The sequence below is a fragment of the Gallaecimonas pentaromativorans genome (genome assembly GCF_003751625.1).
Classification (GTDB): Bacteria; Pseudomonadota; Gammaproteobacteria; order Enterobacterales; family Gallaecimonadaceae; genus Gallaecimonas; species Gallaecimonas pentaromativorans.
Map to the genome: position 1 here is coordinate 67,892 of NZ_RJUL01000012.1, position 17,309 is coordinate 85,200.

Below are 17,309 nucleotides of genomic sequence, written 5' to 3' on the forward strand. Positions count from 1 at the left end.
TTTTTTATTTGTTGCGGCCCTTGCCGCCACCACCGGTGGAACCGCCACTGGTGCTGCCGGAACTGCTGGCCACACCTATAGTGACCGTGGCACTGGCCGAGGCGGTGCCGTCGGTGACGGTGTAGCTGAAGCTGTCGCCGTTTTTAAAGTTACGGGCCGGGGTGTAAATCAGGTTGTTGCCGCTCTGGGTGACGCTGCCCTTGCTGCCTTGGGTAAAGCTGCTGATGGACAGGGTGTCGCCGTCGGCGTCGGTATCGTTACTCAGTACCGCAATCACCACGCTGCTGCCGCTGGTGGTGGCGCTGTCGTTGTTGGCAACCGGCGCACTGTTGGTGCTGGAGGCCGGGTTATCCACCACATAGGTGGCGCTGCTGCTGACGCTGTTTTGGTGCTGGCTGGCACTGACTTGCACAGTGTAAAAGCCGTCCACCGCCGTGCTGGCAGAGCTCACCACCAGGGTGGTGCTGGCACTGCTGCCGGGGGCAAGGCTCAGGCTGCTGGCGCCCAGGGTGGCGGACCAGCCGCTTGGCAGGGATTTGGCCAGGCTAACGGTACCGGTGGCACAAGCGGCAGAATCGTTATTGGTGACACTGACGGTATAGGTGGCTGCGCTACCAGCGGCCAGCCAAGGGCTTTGACCGGGGCTCAGCACCACCGATGGGGCCTTGGCGACGCAGCTGTCGGCGCTGCTGCCAGAGGCAATCACCGAGACCTCGGCGGTGTCGCCACCGGCGCTCAGGGTATCGACCTGCACATTGCCGCTCTGGTAGCTGTAACCGGCCACCAGGGCTGGGTCGTAAAAGTCGGTGTTGGTGGTGCCAGAACCCGGGGTCATGTCCAGCAGGTACTGGGCATTGCCGTTGCTGGGGTCCACTTCGTGGAACACCACGCCGTTTTCAAAGTTGGCGGTGGCCAGGCTGCTGTCCAGCCCGGTGGGCTGGCGGTAGCTCAGGTAGTAATAGGTGCCATCGCCCTTGGCGATTTTGATGGCTTTTTCGTAGCCGCTGGTGCCGGCATAACCGCCCAGGGTATAGACGCCGCCGTTGCTGGCATCGGTAACATTGAGCCAGCCCAATGCCTCACGGTTACGGGCGCCGAACAGGGCCAGGCCTTTGCCCATGGGGTCGGTGATGTCGCCGTATTCGGAGCTGGTGCAGCTGCTGCCTTCAACGTTGGCGCCGCATTCCAGGGCGTGGGCGTGGTACAGACCCATGCCGTGGCCCATTTCGTGGGTGATGATCTGCCAGTTGGCCACCTGGCCGTTAATGAGGGACACCGCCGGGTTGCCACCCACGGTAGACAGGCCGGTAAAGCCGCAGCTGCTGGTTTTGGGGGTAATGAACACGTAACGGCTGTAAGCGCTCAAATCCACGCCATTGGCGCTGGCCGCTTCTTTAAAGGCCGGTACCACGGTATTGAAATCGCACTGGCTGGAGCTGACCCCCAAGGTGTACCAGCCGTAAACGTCGCCGCTCAGCCAAGCCTTGTTCTGGGCGTTTTCCATGATCACGTCGTTAACGGTGCCAAACACCAGGCTGTTGATGGCGTCTTTGGTCCAAGGCTGCTGGGGGTCGTCGCTGAAGTTGGCCAGCACCACCAGGGTCTTTTGCTCGCCGGTCACGGTACCAGAAGCGCCGGCAGTGCCGCCGTTACTGGTGGTGGTGCTGCCGTCGGCGGCCATCACCAGGATGTTGCTGTCGTCCACCAGCATTTCGCTGCCCAGCATGGCGCCGCCGAGCTGCACTTCACCTTTGCCACTCAGTTTGCCAAGGCCTTTGCCCTTGAGGGGGATCTGGTCGCCAAAGGGGGTATTGAGCAGGTACTGGTGACTGAAACTGCCGTCTTCGTGGTCGGCCACCAGGGTTTGTACTTCCCCACTCATGGCCACAGGTTGCTCCAGGTAGGCCAGCACCGACGCGTCCAGCCCTTGTTGTTTGCCAGCCGGTATCAGCAGCTCCACCGCCGCTTGCGGGTCGTTGTCGGCCAGGGCCAGCAAGGCTTGCTGGCGGGCCTGGGCTTTGGCTTCCAGGCCGTGGGCCTTGCCATTGGCATGGCTGTTTTTAATGAGTTTGACCAGATCCTGGGTCAAATCCCGTGCGTTATCGGCAGGGGCGGCGCCATAGGCGGTGGCAGACATCAATAGGGCAGCGGATAGCAGGCTAAGGGCTGGACGTTTCAACAGGATCTCCTCATAAACAGCAGAGAAAGATCCTCAAGCCAGCATAGGCCCGAAGCAGGGATTCTCTCTTTCGGCAGCCGGGCAACCCATAAGGGGCCCCTGGCTTTGCGACCTTCGGTTACCCGAAGTGTGCCTTTGTCAGGAGAGGATCTTTCTTAGGTAAAATTGTCGCCTTGGAGGGTCCGGTTCCGCGGGTCAGCAGGGTCTGGCTGAAGGCAATAATTCCCGGCAGTTGGGCCAGGACGGCGTGAACATTAGCACGGGCTTATTGAATAAAAAATAAACAAGGCGGGGTGGGTGAGCCGATCAGATGCCTACTTTTCACGCAGCTGTCAGCTAACTCATTGACCGGCAACCACTTGGCCTGAGGGCTGCGATTTTCAGCGCCTGCGCGATCTGCGCCGTGGATCACGATCTTCATCCCAAAGATGCACCGGTTCTTCTTCCAGCAGGTATTGCAGGGTCCTGAGGCTCCATAACAGCAGCGCCCGATGGGGCAGCCCCGGCTCGTCGACAATTTGTGCCAGCCGTTCCAGACGCAGCTGCTGTTGCTGTGGCGTTTGTGCTGTCATGGACTGCTTCCAGCTGTTGTGGGTCTAGTGGATTTTGCAAAACCCAAGCCACAACGGCTCACCAATATTTATCAATGCCTTAGCGAATTAAAAGCCACCCCAAGGGTGGCTCTTGTTGCACAAACGGAACAGGCGGCGTCAATTAAGCTGATGTTTGTCCATCAGGCGGTACAGGGTCACCCTGGAGACCCCCAACAGCCTGGCAGCCTCCGATACATTGTGCTGGGTAAAGGCCAGTGAGGCGATCAGCGCCTCGCGCTCGGCGCCTTGCCTGGCCGCATCCAGGCTCAGCACCCGGGTGTCCTGTTTGGGGCTTTTGAGCCCCAGATCTTCGGCGCTTATCAGCCGGTTTTCGCTCATCACCAGAGCGCGGCGGATGCGGTTTATCATCTCCCGTACATTGCCAGGCCAGCCATACTGGTTGATGGCCACCAGTGCCTGCTGGCTAAGGCCCCTGGCCTTGCTGTTGTGGTCAAGGCTGAATTTTTGGAAGAAAAACCGTGCCAGCAGCTCTACATCGCCCGGCCGCTCCCGAAGGGGCGGTACCCGAAGGTGCAGCACATTGAGCCGGTAGAACAAGTCTTCACGAAAACGCCCCTCGGCCACCGCTTTGTCCAAGTCCACATGGGTGGCGGCAATCACCCTTACATCCAGGTTAAGGCTCTGTTCCCCTCCCAGGCGCTCGATGCTGCCTTCTTGCAAAAAGCGCAGCAAATTGACCTGTAATTCAAGGGGTAAGTCTCCTACTTCATCCAAAAACACGGTGCCGCCCTGGGCCATTTCAAAGCGCCCCAACTTGCGGCGCAGCGCCCCGGTAAAGGCGCCCTTTTCATGGCCAAAGAGTTCCGACTGGATAAGGGTTTCCGGCAAGGCGCCGCAGTTAACGGCAATAAAAGGCCCCTTGCGGCGGGCCGAGCGCTGGTGGATGGCGCGGGCGATAAGCTCTTTGCCGGTACCACTTTCCCCCAAAATGAGCACCGGCGCATCTACCGCCGCCACCTTACGAATTTGGCTAAAGACCTGCATGATTGGCTGGCTGGCGCCGACCATCTGGCATTCATCCAGGCAAGAAAGCTGCTTCTCGCCCATCTCCCGCAGACGATTGATGCCGTAGGCGTGGCCTAGGGTGGCCTGCAGGAAGCTGACCTTGCCGTCCAGCGGCAGGGTGTAAAAGTCATAGCAGTTTTCGTAGATGAGCCGACAGAAATCCTGGTCTTCAAGCTCTTCGGTGCGGGTGAGGACTATCCAGGCGGGTGCGTTGTTGTCGCAAAGAACGTCTTCAAGCTCATCGCGCTGGCTATCCTTCAACGGGCACACCCTTGCCAGTGCTACCTCGTAGCCGTTTTGGGCCAACATCATCCTGGCTTTGGCGGGGCTGGTGACCCGGTCCAATTGCCAACCTGGCAGGCGGATATCTTCGCTGGATGACGACAGATCCAAAAACAGTGCTTTTCTTTGCCCCTCCTGTCCTTGGCAAGGCCACTCGTATTCAACTTTATTCACGTGGCTACCACTTAGGCCTTGGTCCCAGTGTGCAAAGTTTAGTTGCCTGCAATACACAGCAGCAGCGGCCACAACGAGTGTTAATAGATTGTTCACCTAGTGATCCTGCCATGTAACAGCGGCAATTTCGGACTACTGTTAAAACAGTCACTCTGTGGTTTAGGTGCCATGTACAACCACTACTTCGGGCTGACTGAGTCGCCCTTTTCCATCGCACCGGATCCGCGTTATCTGTACCTGAGTGAGCAGCACAAGGAAGCACTGGCCCACCTCCTTTACGGGATCCGTAACGACAACGGCTTTGTGCTCTTGACCGGCGAAGTGGGCACCGGCAAGACCACGGTCTGCCGTTGCCTGCTTGAACAGCTGGGCGAGCACACCGACTTGGCCTTTATCCTCAATCCCAAATACTCGGTGCTGGAACTGCTGGCAGCCATTTGCGACGAGCTGGCCATTCCCTACACCCCCGGCAGCACTTGGCTTAAAACCTATATCGATGCCCTTAACCGCCACCTGCTGGAAAGCCACGCCAAGGGCCGGCACACCGTGCTTATCATCGATGAAGCCCAGAACCTCTCCAGCGAAGTGCTAGAGCAGCTGCGGCTACTCACCAACCTTGAGACCAACCAGCGCAAGCTTTTGCAAATCATCCTGCTGGGCCAGCCAGAGCTGCTGACAATGCTTGCCAAACCGGAGCTTCGCCAGTTGTCGCAGCGCATCACCGCCCGCTTTCACCTCGGCCCTCTGAGCGCTGCGGAAACGGCGGCCTACGTGCAGCACCGCCTGGCGGTGGCCGGCCAGGAGCAGCCACTGTTTTCAGCCTCGGTACTCAGGCGCCTTTATCAGCTCTCCAAAGGGGTGCCGCGGGTTATCAACCTGTTGTGCGATAGAGCGCTGCTGGGCACCTACAGCCAACGCAAAACCCGGGTCAGCAGCGCCATCCTCAACCAGGCGGCGCGGGAGTTAAAAGGCCAGTCGCAACCGGCAGGGCGCCGCCGCCTTTGGTGGTTGCTCACCGCCCTTGGCGCCGCAGTGCTGCTGGCGGGCTACCGCCTGGCCTGGATACCGGGCGCTTCTCTTAACGCCGTTGAAGCCAAGGCCATGGCGCTGGCGCCTACGCCTATTGCCCAAGGCACCGGCGCCGAACCTAAACCGGCAACGGCGCTGGCATTTGATTGGCAGTGGCCAGAGGGGCTCGCCATTGAGCTAAGCCAGGCGGCGGCCTTTACCCGGCTTTTTAACGCCTGGCACCTCGATTACAAAGCCGCCGAGCAGCCGTCGGTATGCCAGTTCGCAAGAGACAACCAGCTAGGCTGCTTTAGCGAAAACGCCAGTTGGCAGCACCTCACCGCCCACAACAGGCCGGCAGTTATCGGTATCAATGCCGGCAGCCAGCATTATTTCGCGCTGCTGTTAAGAGTCAGTGGCGATCTGGCCGAACTCGACAGAGGCGGCAACCAGGATCTGGTGCCATTGGATGACGTAAAAGCGCACTGGGACGGCAGCTACACCCTGCTGTGGCGGATGCCACCCGGTTATGTCGAGCCGCTAAGGCCCGGCCAGCAGAGCCTCGCCGTTGCCTGGTTAGAGCACCAACTGGCCGAGATCCAAGGCAGAGCCGAGCGGTCTTTGCCCGACAACCACTATGACTTTCCCCTGTTTCGTGACGTTAAAGCTTTCCAATTCAGCCAGGGCCTCGCTGCCGACGGGGTAGTGGGCCCCCAAACCAGCATTCGTTTAACCAGCCTGACCGACGGCAGCGTGCCGTTGCTCTTCCCCCCCGAGGGCTAGCCATGTCCTATATCCTGGAAGTGCTCAAGCAATCGGAGCGCCAGCGCCGCCAAGGCCAGCAGGCCCCGGGCCTCGACACCCCGCAGGCCATGCCGCCACCGCCAAAACCCAAAGGCGCGTCCTTGCTCCCTTATTTGCTGGTATTGGCCGCCCTGCTCGCCGCTTGGCTGTTCTGGCCAAGCGCGCCGGCGCCGGTAAAAATGCCCACCGCGAAGGTCAAATCGGCCGCTCCCGGGCTTGACCCAAAGGCGCTGAGCCCAGTCACCCTTGAGACCGAGCAACCCATTTTGCAAACCCCAGCCGCGCCGGTGGAAAATCGTGCCGATAGCAAGCCGCCTTCCTCTGAGCTGGCGCAGGCAACGCTGCCGCCACCCATTGCCGAGCCAGTAGCTGTGCCGGCTAAAGAGCCGGCCACCAAGACTGATAGCGAAGCCCCTGCTCCCGAAGCCGAACAAACCGCACAAACAGAGGCGGCTGACACCGAACAGGCCCTGCCCAGTTGGCGGCAACTGCCGGTGGATGTGCAGCGGCAGCTGCCGGCACTGGTGGTAACGGTGCACATCTATGCCAAGGAACCCAAAGACAGGCTGGTGAAAATAAACAACCGGGCTTACGGCGAAGGGGCCAAGCTCGGTAATGGCCTGACCCTTACTGCCATTACTCCCGATGGCATCGAGCTTGAATACCGGCAATGGCGTTTTACCATGCCGGCCTATTGAGGCGGGGACCTTGGGTTTATGATAGGGCCAGTCATACGGAGGCCTTATCTTGTCTGATATCCATATCCTGGTGGGCAGTACCCTGGGCGGCAGTGAATATGTTGCCGATGCCCTGTGCGAAACCCTGCAACAGCACCAACATCAAGTACAGATTCATCTCAGCCCCGATCTGGGATCTCTCCCTACCAGCGGTATTTGGCTGCTGTGCAGCTCAACCCACGGCGCCGGGGACTTGCCCGATAACATTCAGCCTTTTGCCGAGCAGCTGGCAGGCAAACCCGATCTGAGCCAGATCCGCTTCGCCGTCTTTGCCATCGGCGACAGCAGTTACGACACCTTCTGTGAGGGGGGAAAACAATTGGAAAAGGCCATGATCGCCTGCCAGGCAACTGAAATCTGGCCAAGGATCGACATCGATGTACTGGCAGAACAGTTGCCAGAAGATCTGGCTAACGCCTACTTAGAAGCTCAGATCAGTAAAATTTGATCCACATCCCAGCCCTTATTTCAGATCAAAGCTGTGCATATCTATGGATCTTACCGGTGGGAAACCGGTGTTTATTCACTGATTAAGATCCAACACCTACCACCCCTGTGCATAACTAGCCAAGTTGATCCCAGCTCATACAGAGTGGGATCAACCTTTATCAACATGATCTGATCGACTCCATGATCCTGTCTTGATTGATCTTTTTAGTGTTACCCACAGATCCGGCGCGATCTAATAGATCAAACAGTAAAGGATCTTTAAAAAAGATCTTTGATCTAATACTGGATCACTGAGCCGATCACCGACTTGGTGAGCGCTGCGCTTCGGAGTACAATGCGCGGCTCTCTATCAGTCTGGCGTTGAGGTTCTCAATGGATAATCCGCATCACTTTGAAGTGATCGTTGTCGGTGGCGGTCATGCCGGTACCGAAGCGGCAATGGCGTCTGCCCGCATGGGCCGCCGTACCCTGCTGCTGACCCATAACATTGATACCTTGGGCCAGATGTCCTGTAACCCGGCGATCGGTGGTATCGGTAAGGGCCACCTGGTCAAGGAGATCGATGCCTTGGGTGGCTTGATGGCCACTGCCATCGATCACGGCGGTATTCAGTTTCGTACCCTCAATGCCTCTAAAGGCCCGGCGGTGCGTGCCACCCGCGCCCAGGCTGACCGCGCCCTGTACAAGGCCTTTGTGCGAAGCGCTCTTGAGAATCAGCCCAACCTGACGTTGTTTCAGCAGCCTTGTATCGACCTCATCGTCGAAGGCGACACGGTCAAAGGCGCCGTTACTCAGATGGGGCTCAAATTCTATGCACCTACCGTGGTGCTGACGGTGGGCACTTTCCTTGGCGGGCGCATTCATATCGGCCTTGATAATTTTGAAGGCGGCCGCGCAGGCGATCCGCCGGCCAATGCCCTGTCCAAGCGATTACGTGAACTACCGTTTCGGGTGGATCGCTTAAAAACCGGTACACCGCCGCGCCTCGATGCCCGCAGCATCGACTTTTCCCAGATGGAAGCGCAGCCCGGCGACAACCCGACGCCGACCTTTTCCTTCCTGGGCAATCGCCAGCAGCACCCGACCCAGATCAACTGCTACATCGCTCATACCAGTGAAGCGACCCATGAAGTGATCCGCGCCAACCTCGACCGCAGCCCCATGTATGCCGGGGTTATCGAAGGTATTGGCCCGCGCTATTGCCCGTCCATCGAAGACAAAGTGGTGCGTTTTGCCGACAAGCAAAGCCACCAGATCTTCTTGGAGCCAGAAGGCCTTACCACCCACGAGGTCTATCCCAACGGTATTTCCACCTCGCTGCCCTATGACGTGCAGCTGGCGATCGTCCGTTCGATCAAGGGCCTGGAAAATGCCCACATCATGCGCCCTGGCTATGCCATCGAGTACGATTTCTTTGATCCTCGGGATCTGAAAAGCACCCTTGAGACCAAATTCATCAAGGGCCTGTTCTTTGCCGGGCAAATAAACGGCACCACCGGTTACGAAGAAGCCGGGGCCCAAGGCCTTATTGCCGGCCTTAACGCCGCGCGCCTTGCCCGTGGCGAGGAAGGCTGGGCGCCTCACCGCTCCGACGCCTACATGGGGGTGCTGATCGACGATCTGTCCACCCTCGGCACCAAAGAGCCCTACCGCATGTTTACCAGCCGCGCCGAATACCGGTTGCTGCTGCGGGAAGACAACGCCGACCTGCGCCTGACCGCCAAGGGCCGCGAGCTGGGCCTGGTGGACGACGTGCGCTGGCAGGCCTTTAGCGAGAAAGTGGAGCTGATTGAACAGGAGGCCCAGCGCCTCAAGGGCCAATACGCTCACCCCGGCAGCCCCCAGGCCGAGGCACTCAACACTTTGCTTAAAGCGCCGCTGACCCGCGAGAACAGCCTTGAAGAGCTGCTGCGCCGCCCGGAAATGACCTACGACGCGCTGATGAGCATCGAGGGCTTCGGCCCGGCCCTTGGCAACGAGCAGGCCGCCGAGCAGGTAGAAACCCAAATCAAATACGCCGGTTACATCGAGCGCCAGAAAGACGAGATTGATAAAATTCTGCGTAACGAGCACACCTTGCTGCCAGCGGATCTGGACTACAAAAACGTCAAGGGGCTGTCCAACGAGGTGATCGTCAAACTGAACGATGCCAAGCCGCAGACCGTAGGCCAGGCTTCGCGCATCTCCGGCATCACCCCGGCGGCCATTTCCCTGCTGCTGGTGTATCTCAAGAAGCAAGGTCTGTTGAGGCGTGAACATGCTGCGTAAGCGTCTGGACCAACTGCTGGCCGAGACCAGTCTTGAGGTGACCGGTCATCAGCGCGAGCTGCTGGTCAAACTGGTGGAACAGCTCGACAAGTGGAACAAGGCCTACAACCTCACCTCGGTGCGCGACCCCTTGGATATGGTGGCCAAACATATTGTTGATAGCCTGGTTGTGAGTCCTTACTTACCATCTGGTGCCATTATCGACGTGGGTACAGGCCCTGGGCTGCCCGGGTTGCCGCTGGCCATCATCAACCCGGACAAAACCTTTGTGCTGCTCGATTCGTTGGGCAAACGCATCCGTTTTATTCGCCAGACCTGCCATGAGCTCGGCATTAGCAACGTGACTGCCATTCAGAGCCGGGTTGAGGAACATCAGCCTGAGCAGCCTTATGCCGCCGTGGTCAGCCGCGCCTTTGCCTCCATCCAGGACATGCTTTCCTGGTGTGGCCACCTGACCGACCACCGCGGCGCTTTTTTGGCCATGAAGGGCCTCTATCCTGAAGAAGAATTGAACGCCCTGCCTGAGAATATCGAAGTTCGTGCGGTATATCCCCTTGCCGTGCCGGGTCTGGATGGTCAGCGCCATCTGATCGCGCTAGGATACGCGGATACCGAATAAATCGATAAGGGACGACAGTGGCAAGAGTTATCGCCGTAGCCAACCAGAAAGGTGGGGTTGGCAAAACCACCACCAGTGTCAATCTGGCTGCCTCACTGGCGGCTACCAAACGCAGGGTTTTGCTGATCGACCTCGATCCCCAAGGCAATGCCACCATGGGATCCGGGGTGGACAAATACGACGTTCCCCATACCGTTTACGACCTGCTGGTAGACGAAAAGCCGCTGGATGAAGTAGTGGTGAAAGACACCGTTGGCGGTTTTCACCTGGTTGCCGCCAATGGCGATGTCACTGCCGCCGAAGTGAAGATGATCGAGTTCTTCGCCCGGGAAGTGCGGCTGCGTAATGCCCTGGCCCCGGTACTGGACCAATACGATTACATCTTCATCGACTGTCCGCCGTCACTGAACCTGCTGACCGTCAACGCCATGTCGGCTGCCGACTCGGTGCTGGTGCCCATGCAGTGTGAATACTACGCCCTGGAAGGCCTGACCTCCTTGATGGACACCATCAGCAAGCTGGCCGCCGTGGTGAACCCCAAGCTGCATATCGAAGGGGTGCTGCGCACCATGTACGATGCCCGCAACCGCCTGGCCAATGATGTGTCCGATCAGCTAAAAGCCCACTTTGGCGACAAGCTGTATCGCACCGTTATTCCGCGCAATGTGCGCCTGGCCGAAGCCCCCAGCTTTGGCGCCCCGGTGATGTATTACGACAAAGCCTCCAACGGCGCCAAAGCCTACCTGGCACTGGCCGGCGAGATTTTGCGCCGCCACGACGAGGACACCTCCGCCCTGGCGGCGGCCAGCGGAGAGTAAGGGAATACCATGGTAAAGAAACCTCGTGGATTGGGCCGTGGCCTGGATGCGCTGCTGGCCACCAGCAATGCCAGCCGTGACCGTGACGACCAGCAGCCTGAACCCCAGGCCGCTGCCAGCACGGCGCCTTCGGCCAAGGAAAAAGAGCTGCGCCGCCTGCCGGTAGAGCAGCTCAGGCCCGGTAAATACCAGCCACGGCGTGACATGGTCCCCGATGCCCTCGAAGAGCTGGCCAGCTCCATCCGTGCCCAGGGCATTATTCAGCCCATCGTGGTGCGCCCGGTTGGCCCCGAGCAGTTTGAGATCATCGCCGGTGAGCGCCGTTGGCGGGCCGCGCAGATGGCTGAGCTGGAGCTGGTGCCCTGCGTGGTGCGGGAAGTGCCCGACGAAGCGGCGGTGGCCATTGCCCTGATTGAGAACATCCAGCGCGAAGATCTCAACGCCATGGAAGAGGCGGTCGCCCTCAAGCGCCTGATGGCCGAGTTCGAGCTGACCCACCAGGAAGTGGCCGATGCGGTGGGTAAATCTCGCACCGCTGTCACCAACCTGCTGCGCCTCAATTCCCTTAATGACGACGTCAAACGGCTGCTAGAACACGGCGACATCGAGATGGGCCATGCCCGCGCCCTGCTGGCGCTCAGTGGCGATGTGCAAAGCGAGACCGCCCGCCTGGTGGCAGGCAAGGGCTTGTCGGTTAGGGAGACCGAGAAGCTGGTCAAAAAGGTACTGGAAGGCAAACCGGCCAAGGTGGAAAAGCCGGTGGACCCGGATATTCGCCGCCTGGAGACCACCCTTTCAGAGCGTTTCGGGGCCAAGGTGGCCATCGATAACGGCCCCAAGGGCAAAGGCAAGGTCACCATCAGCTACGGCTCCCTTGATGAGCTGGATGGGATCCTCGCTCACCTTGGTGTGGAAACAAGCTGAGATGTTAACTATTAGCGGCTTTAACAAGATTTCGCTGATAAGGCTGTAAAAAAACAAATTAAAGCGCCATTAACGGCGCTTTTTTTTGTAAATAGCCCCATTTGTAGTAAAGCAACATCAAGTTAACAGGTCCCCTATGGCCGCTGATTGCTACTGGTGTTTGGGGCTGGGGTGCAAAAAGCCTCTTTATCGGCCATTTTCAGTATTAACCGGCGTTGGAAGACGACAAAACCTGAACAAAAAAGCCTGTTTTTTATAGGTACCTGTTGCTGTTCCCGATTTGCAATCAGGTTGCAAAACGGTATACTTTCGCCAGTTTTTTTGACCCCCCGGCGTTTAGGGACTTTTTTTCGGGGGGACTGGAGAAAAAAGTGACGAACAAACTGGCTACCGCCGGCCGCCGGCAAGCGTATCAGGTGGTAGCTCGCCAAGCCCTCGTGGTGTTGGTGGCCGTCATAATAATCACTGCCGGTTGGGGATGGCAGGCTGGTTTCTCGGCCCTTATGGGCGCCATTATCTGTGTCCTTCCCAACCTGATTTTTGCCCGCATCGCCTTCAGCCAGGCTGGTGCCAGGGCCGCCCGACAAGTGGTGTACGGCTTCTACAAAGGTGAAGCGGCCAAGCTCGGGCTGACAATTTTGCTGTTTGTCATTGTGCTCAAATGGGCTCCTATTCACGTGGGGGCCCTTTTTGCCGCCTACGGGGTGGGGATTGTGGCGCAATGGCTGGCACCAGTTTTGATTCAACGAAAATAAACGGGACCGACAATGTCTGGTAATGCTTCAGAACTGACAACGTCCGGGTACATCCACCACCACCTGACCAATGCGACAGTGGGTGAAGGATTCTGGACTTGGCACATCGACACCATCATCGTCTCCGTGGTACTGGGCCTTATTTTCCTTGGCCTGTTCCGCATGGTAGCCAAAAAGGCTGACACCGGCGTGCCCGGTAAGCTGCAGTGCTTCCTGGAGATGATCATCGAGTTCGTGGATACCTCGGTAAAAGAGACCTTCCACGGCCGCTCCAAGCTGATCGCCCCTCTGGCCCTGACCATCTTCGTCTGGATTTTCCTGATGAACCTGATGGACTTGATTCCCGTCGACTTCCTGCCGGTGCTGGTGCAGAAAGTGGCCGAAGCCTTTGGTGCCGACCCGCATCACGTCTATTCCAAAGTGGTACCCACCACTGACATGAACACCACCTTTGCGCTGTCGCTGGGCGTGTTCGTGCTTATGCTGTACTACTCTATCGCCATCAAGGGCGTGGGTGGCTTCATCAAGGAAATGACCATGCAGCCCTTTAATCACTGGGCCATGATCCCCTTCAACTTGATTCTGGAAACCGTCACCCTGATCGCCAAGCCCATCTCTCTGGCGCTGCGTCTGTTCGGTAACCTTTACGCAGGTGAGCTGATCTTCATCCTGATCGCCCTGCTGCCTTGGTATGGCCAATGGTTCCTTTCCGTTCCTTGGGCCATTTTCCACATTCTGATCATCACTCTGCAGGCCTTTATCTTCATGATGCTGACCATCGTGTACCTGAGCCTGGCGAGTGAAGACCACTGATTTGCTGTTTGATTTGTTTTTAACCATTAACCATTAAAACTGGAGATAACCATGGAAACTATCGTTGGCTTTACCGCTATCGCTGTTGCGCTTCTTATCGGTCTGGGTGCCCTGGGTACTGCTATCGGTTTCGGCCTGCTGGGCGGCAAATTCCTCGAGAGCGCTGCGCGTCAGCCTGAGCTGGCTCCCATGCTGCAAGTTAAAATGTTCATCGTTGCTGGTCTGCTCGACGCCGTTACCATGATCGGTGTTGGTCTGGCCCTGTTCTTCACCTTCGCCAACCCCTTCCTGTCTCAGGTGGCTGGTTAATATCAACGGTAACGCCTCCCACTCACCGATTTAGAGGAGACCCGTTGTGAGTATCAACGCGACCCTTATCGGCCAGGCAATTGCCTTCATCATCTTCGTGCTGTTCTGCATGAAGTATGTGTGGCCGCCGCTGATAAAAGCTATTGAAGATCGTCAGAAGAAAATCGCTGACGGTCTGGCCAGTGCTGACCGTGCTGCCAAAGATCTGGAACTGGCTCAGGCCAATGCTGCTGATACCATCAAGCAAGCAAAAGTCGATGCCAGTGCCCTGATTGAGCAGGCTAACAAGCGCAAGGCGCAGATCATCGAAGAGGCCCAAACCGAAGCCAAGGCCGAGAAAGCGAAAATCATCGCTTCTGGCCATGCTGAAGTTGACGCCGAGCGTGTGCGTGCTCGTGAAGAGCTGCGCAAGCAAGTTGCTGCTCTTGCCGTTGCCGGCGCTGAGAAGATTCTTGAGCGTTCTATTGATGAAGCTGCACACCGCGACATTCTCGACAAGATTGTCGCCGACATTTGATAGGGGGAGCCATGTCTGAGCTGACTACCGTTGCTCGTCCCTATGCCAAAGCGGCTTTTGATTTTGCGGTCGAAAAGTCTGCAGTAGATCAATGGGCAGCCATGCTGCACTTTGTGGGTGAAGTGGCCAAGCACGAAAAACTGCAGGCCCTCTTTGCTGGCAATCTGGGCGCCGGCCAAAAGGCCGATGCCCTTATCCAGATCTGCGGCGAACAACTGGACGCGCATGGCCAGAACCTGGTGAAGGTAATGGCTGAAAACGAACGCCTGCCGGCGCTGCCGGCAGTGGCAGAGCTCTATGCCGAGCTGCGTCATGAGTACGCGAAGGAAGTCGAGGCCGACGTTAAGTCCGCCGTGGCCCTGAGCGCCGACGAGCAAAGCAAACTGAGTGCTGCGCTAGAGAAGCGTCTCGCACGCAAAGTTAAGCTTAATTGCAGCATTGACCCGTCCCTGATCTCCGGCACCCTGATTCAAGTAGGTGACCTGGTGATCGACAGCTCCGTAAAAGGGCAGCTTGGGCGGATGAATCACTCGCTGCAATCCTGATTGGGGAATAGAGCATGCAACTGAATTCCACCGAAATCGCTGAGCTGATCAAGAATCGTATTGACCAGTTCGACGTCGTCAGTGAAGCGCATGACGAGGGCACCATCGTAACCGTGTCCGACGGCATCATCCGCATTCATGGCCTCGCTGACGTTATGCAAGGCGAAATGATTGAACTGCCTGGCGACCGTTACGCCATCGCCCTGAACCTGGAGCGTGACTCCGTGGGCGCCGTGGTCATGGGTCCCTATGCCGACCTGGCTGAAGGCACCAAGGTTAAGTCTACCGGCCGCATCCTGCAGGTACCGGTTGGCCGCGGCCTGCTGGGCCGTGTGGTCAACACCCTGGGTGAGCCTATCGATGGCAAAGGTCCTATCGATAACGACGGCTTCTCCCCGGTTGAAGTGATCGCCCCCGGCGTAATCGACCGTCAAGGCGTAGACCAGCCCCTGCAAACCGGTTACAAGGCCATCGACGCCATGGTACCGGTAGGCCGTGGTCAGCGTGAGCTGATCATCGGTGACCGTCAGGTAGGTAAAACCGCCCTGGCCCTGGACGCCATCATCAACCAGAAAACCTCTGGCGTGAAATGCGTGTACGTGGCTATCGGTCAGAAAGCCTCTACCATCGCCAACGTGGTACGCAAGCTTGAAGAGCACGGCGCCCTGGCCAACACCATCGTGGTGGTTGCCTCTGCGTCCGAAGCCGCTGCCCTGCAGTACCTGGCGCCTTACTCTGGCTGTGCCATGGGTGAGTACTTCCGTGACCGCGGCGAAGACGCGCTGATCGTGTACGATGACCTGTCCAAACAGGCCGTTGCTTACCGTCAGATCTCCCTGCTGCTGCGCCGTCCGCCGGGCCGCGAAGCCTATCCTGGTGACGTTTTCTATCTGCACTCCCGCCTGCTGGAGCGTGCCTCCCGCGTCAACGCCGAGTACGTAGAGAAGTTCACCAAGGGCGAAGTGAAAGGCAAAACCGGTTCTTTGACCGCCCTGCCGATCATCGAAACCCAGGCCGGCGACGTTTCCGCGTTCGTACCGACCAACGTGATTTCTATCACCGACGGCCAGATCTTCCTGACCACCAACCTGTTCAACTCCGGCATTCGCCCGGCGGCTGACCCGGGTATCTCCGTATCCCGTGTAGGTGGTGCTGCTCAGACCAAGATCATCAAGAAGCTGTCTGGTGGTATCCGTACCGCGCTGGCTCAGTACCGTGAACTGGCGGCATTCGCCCAGTTTGCCTCTGATCTGGACGACGCCACTCGCCGTCAGCTGGACCACGGTCAGAAAGTAACCGAGCTGCTGAAGCAGAAGCAGTACGCCCCCATGTCTGTTGCAGAAATGGGTGTGTCTCTGTTCGCTGCCGAGAAGGGTTACCTGAACGACGTCGAGGTCAAGAAGGTTGTCGCCTTTGAAGACGCTCTGCTGTCCTACATGCGTAGCGAGCACGCCGAGCTTCTGGCCAAGATCAATGAGAAAGGCGATTACAACGACGACATCCAGAACGGCCTGACCGCTGCCCTGGATAAATTCAAGGCTACCCAGTCTTGGTAATTCGCCGGGCGGGCTAAGGTCCGCCCCCCGTTGAAAACGGAGTGAATCATTATGGCCGGCGCTAAAGAAATTAAAGGCAAGATTGCCAGCGTCAAGAGCACACAGAAGATCACCAAAGCCATGGAAATGGTGGCGGCCTCCAAAATGCGTCGTGCGCAAGACCGCATGGCCCATAGCCGCCCCTACGCCGAGGCTATTCGCAAGGTGATCGGCCATATTGCCCGTGGCAACCTCGAGTACAAGCATCCCTATGTGGATGAGCGCGAGGCAAAACGGATTGGCTACATTGTGGTCTCGACCGACCGCGGTCTTTGCGGTGGCCTGAACGCCAACCTGCTCAAGAAAGTCACTGCCGATGTCAAGCAGTGGCGCGAGAAAAACGTGGAAGTGGACTTTGCCGTCATCGGCACCAAGGCCACCGCGTTCTTCAAACGTCACGGTGGCAACCTGTTGGCTCAGACCAGTGGTCTGGGCGACGAGCCGGCACTGTCTGACTTGATCGGGTCCGTCCAGGTCATGTTGAAAGCATTTGATGAAGGTCGTATCGACCGTCTGTTCCTGGTGTACAACGAGTTCGTTAACACCATGAAGCAGGACGCCCAGATCGACCAACTGCTGCCCCTGCCTAAATCACAGGACGCGGACATCGCTCATCGCTGGGATTACCTCTACGAGGGCGAGCCCCGTGACCTGTTGGACACCCTGTGCAAACGCTATGTGGAGTCCCAGGTATACCAAGGCGTGGTGGAAAACCTCGCTTGTGAGCAGGCAGCACGGATGGTGGCCATGAAGGCGGCTACCGATAACGCAGGCAACCTCATCGACGAGTTGCAACTGGTGTTCAACAAGGCCCGTCAGGCCGCGATCACCCAGGAACTCAGCGAGATTGTCGGCGGAGCAGCCGCCGTTTAAGGCGTTCATCCGAATTAACA

At 58.1% G+C, this 17,309-nt stretch carries 17 protein-coding genes and 1 riboswitch; of the genes, 14 read left to right on the forward strand and 3 right to left on the reverse strand.

The window, feature by feature from the left end; translation table 11 throughout:
- Positions 1-4: 4 nt before the first annotated feature.
- From EDC28_RS18280 to EDC28_RS18285, 3 genes are all read right to left on the reverse strand, one after another.
- Positions 5-2,179 (reverse strand): Ig-like domain-containing protein, encoded by a 2,175-nt coding sequence (locus tag EDC28_RS18280; protein WP_123422567.1) that lies wholly within the window; start codon positions 2,177-2,179, stop codon positions 5-7.
- A gap of 69 nt (positions 2,180-2,248) precedes the next feature.
- Positions 2,249-2,323, reverse strand: a riboswitch (cyclic di-GMP riboswitch).
- 236 nt (positions 2,324-2,559) lie between these two features.
- Positions 2,560-2,751, reverse strand: a complete 192-nt coding sequence (locus EDC28_RS20060; RefSeq protein WP_148049880.1) for a hypothetical protein — start codon at positions 2,749-2,751, stop codon at positions 2,560-2,562.
- A gap of 138 nt (positions 2,752-2,889) precedes the next feature.
- Positions 2,890-4,254, reverse strand: a complete 1,365-nt coding sequence (locus tag EDC28_RS18285; RefSeq protein WP_244946614.1) for a sigma-54 dependent transcriptional regulator — start codon at positions 4,252-4,254, stop codon at positions 2,890-2,892.
- 168 nt (positions 4,255-4,422) lie between these two features.
- On the opposite strand from EDC28_RS18285, the gene EDC28_RS18290 reads away from it, so the two are divergent.
- The 14 genes from EDC28_RS18290 to atpG all read left to right on the forward strand — a co-directional run bounded on the left by EDC28_RS18290 (position 4,423) and on the right by atpG (position 17,289).
- Entirely contained in the window at positions 4,423-6,045 is a 1,623-nt protein-coding gene (locus EDC28_RS18290) for an ExeA family protein (protein WP_123422568.1), read from the forward strand.
- 2 nt (positions 6,046-6,047) lie between these two features.
- Positions 6,048-6,764, forward strand: a complete 717-nt coding sequence (locus tag EDC28_RS18295; protein ID WP_123422569.1) for a general secretion pathway protein GspB — start codon at positions 6,048-6,050, stop codon at positions 6,762-6,764.
- Positions 6,765-6,813: 49 nt separating this feature from the next.
- Complete coding sequence (gene mioC / locus EDC28_RS18300) at positions 6,814-7,251, forward strand: FMN-binding protein MioC (protein WP_123422570.1); 438 nt, start codon at positions 6,814-6,816, stop codon at positions 7,249-7,251.
- 374 nt (positions 7,252-7,625) lie between these two features.
- Positions 7,626-9,521: a tRNA uridine-5-carboxymethylaminomethyl(34) synthesis enzyme MnmG gene (gene mnmG / locus EDC28_RS18305; RefSeq protein WP_123422571.1), complete on the forward strand. Its 1,896-nt coding sequence runs from the start codon at positions 7,626-7,628 to the stop codon at positions 9,519-9,521.
- Positions 9,514-10,140, forward strand: a complete 627-nt coding sequence (rsmG, locus tag EDC28_RS18310; RefSeq protein WP_123422622.1) for a 16S rRNA (guanine(527)-N(7))-methyltransferase RsmG — start codon at positions 9,514-9,516, stop codon at positions 10,138-10,140. The genes mnmG and rsmG overlap by 8 nt, the downstream gene beginning before the upstream one ends.
- A gap of 17 nt (positions 10,141-10,157) precedes the next feature.
- A complete protein-coding gene (locus EDC28_RS18315; protein WP_050660530.1) occupies positions 10,158-10,958 on the forward strand; it encodes a ParA family protein in 801 nt (266 codons plus the stop codon).
- 9 nt (positions 10,959-10,967) lie between these two features.
- The gene (locus EDC28_RS18320; protein ID WP_050660531.1) at positions 10,968-11,882 is read left to right on the forward strand and encodes a ParB/RepB/Spo0J family partition protein; all 915 of its coding nucleotides are present in this window, start codon (positions 10,968-10,970) and stop codon (positions 11,880-11,882) included.
- 371 nt (positions 11,883-12,253) lie between these two features.
- Positions 12,254-12,637, forward strand: coding sequence for an ATP synthase subunit I (locus EDC28_RS18325; protein ID WP_198174040.1), 384 nt, complete (start codon positions 12,254-12,256; stop codon positions 12,635-12,637).
- A gap of 12 nt (positions 12,638-12,649) precedes the next feature.
- A complete protein-coding gene (gene atpB / locus EDC28_RS18330; RefSeq protein WP_050660532.1) occupies positions 12,650-13,450 on the forward strand; it encodes a F0F1 ATP synthase subunit A in 801 nt (266 codons plus the stop codon).
- A 51-nt stretch (positions 13,451-13,501) separates the two neighbouring features.
- Positions 13,502-13,759: a F0F1 ATP synthase subunit C gene (gene atpE / locus EDC28_RS18335; protein ID WP_083445994.1), complete on the forward strand. Its 258-nt coding sequence runs from the start codon at positions 13,502-13,504 to the stop codon at positions 13,757-13,759.
- A 46-nt stretch (positions 13,760-13,805) separates the two neighbouring features.
- Positions 13,806-14,276, forward strand: coding sequence for a F0F1 ATP synthase subunit B (atpF, locus tag EDC28_RS18340; RefSeq protein WP_050660533.1), 471 nt, complete (start codon positions 13,806-13,808; stop codon positions 14,274-14,276).
- 11 nt (positions 14,277-14,287) lie between these two features.
- Entirely contained in the window at positions 14,288-14,821 is a 534-nt protein-coding gene (atpH, locus tag EDC28_RS18345) for a F0F1 ATP synthase subunit delta (RefSeq protein ID WP_050660534.1), read from the forward strand.
- Positions 14,822-14,835: 14 nt separating this feature from the next.
- Entirely contained in the window at positions 14,836-16,377 is a 1,542-nt protein-coding gene (gene atpA / locus EDC28_RS18350) for a F0F1 ATP synthase subunit alpha (RefSeq protein WP_050660535.1), read from the forward strand.
- A 51-nt stretch (positions 16,378-16,428) separates the two neighbouring features.
- Positions 16,429-17,289, forward strand: a complete 861-nt coding sequence (gene atpG / locus EDC28_RS18355; RefSeq protein ID WP_050660536.1) for a F0F1 ATP synthase subunit gamma — start codon at positions 16,429-16,431, stop codon at positions 17,287-17,289.
- Positions 17,290-17,309 lie beyond the last annotated feature (20 nt).

Coding starts and splice junctions, on each gene's coding strand:
- EDC28_RS20060 (WP_148049880.1), bottom strand. CDS start 2,751: ATGACAGCACAAACGCCACAGCAACAGCAGCTGCGTCTGGAACGGCTG.
- EDC28_RS18290 (WP_123422568.1), top strand. CDS start 4,423: ATGTACAACCACTACTTCGGGCTGACTGAGTCGCCCTTTTCCATCGCA.
- EDC28_RS18295 (WP_123422569.1), top strand. CDS start 6,048: ATGTCCTATATCCTGGAAGTGCTCAAGCAATCGGAGCGCCAGCGCCGC.
- mnmG (WP_123422571.1), top strand. CDS start 7,626: ATGGATAATCCGCATCACTTTGAAGTGATCGTTGTCGGTGGCGGTCAT.
- EDC28_RS18320 (WP_050660531.1), top strand. CDS start 10,968: ATGGTAAAGAAACCTCGTGGATTGGGCCGTGGCCTGGATGCGCTGCTG.
- atpB (WP_050660532.1), top strand. CDS start 12,650: ATGTCTGGTAATGCTTCAGAACTGACAACGTCCGGGTACATCCACCAC.
- atpE (WP_083445994.1), top strand. CDS start 13,502: ATGGAAACTATCGTTGGCTTTACCGCTATCGCTGTTGCGCTTCTTATC.
- atpH (WP_050660534.1), top strand. CDS start 14,288: ATGTCTGAGCTGACTACCGTTGCTCGTCCCTATGCCAAAGCGGCTTTT.
- atpA (WP_050660535.1), top strand. CDS start 14,836: ATGCAACTGAATTCCACCGAAATCGCTGAGCTGATCAAGAATCGTATT.
- atpG (WP_050660536.1), top strand. CDS start 16,429: ATGGCCGGCGCTAAAGAAATTAAAGGCAAGATTGCCAGCGTCAAGAGC.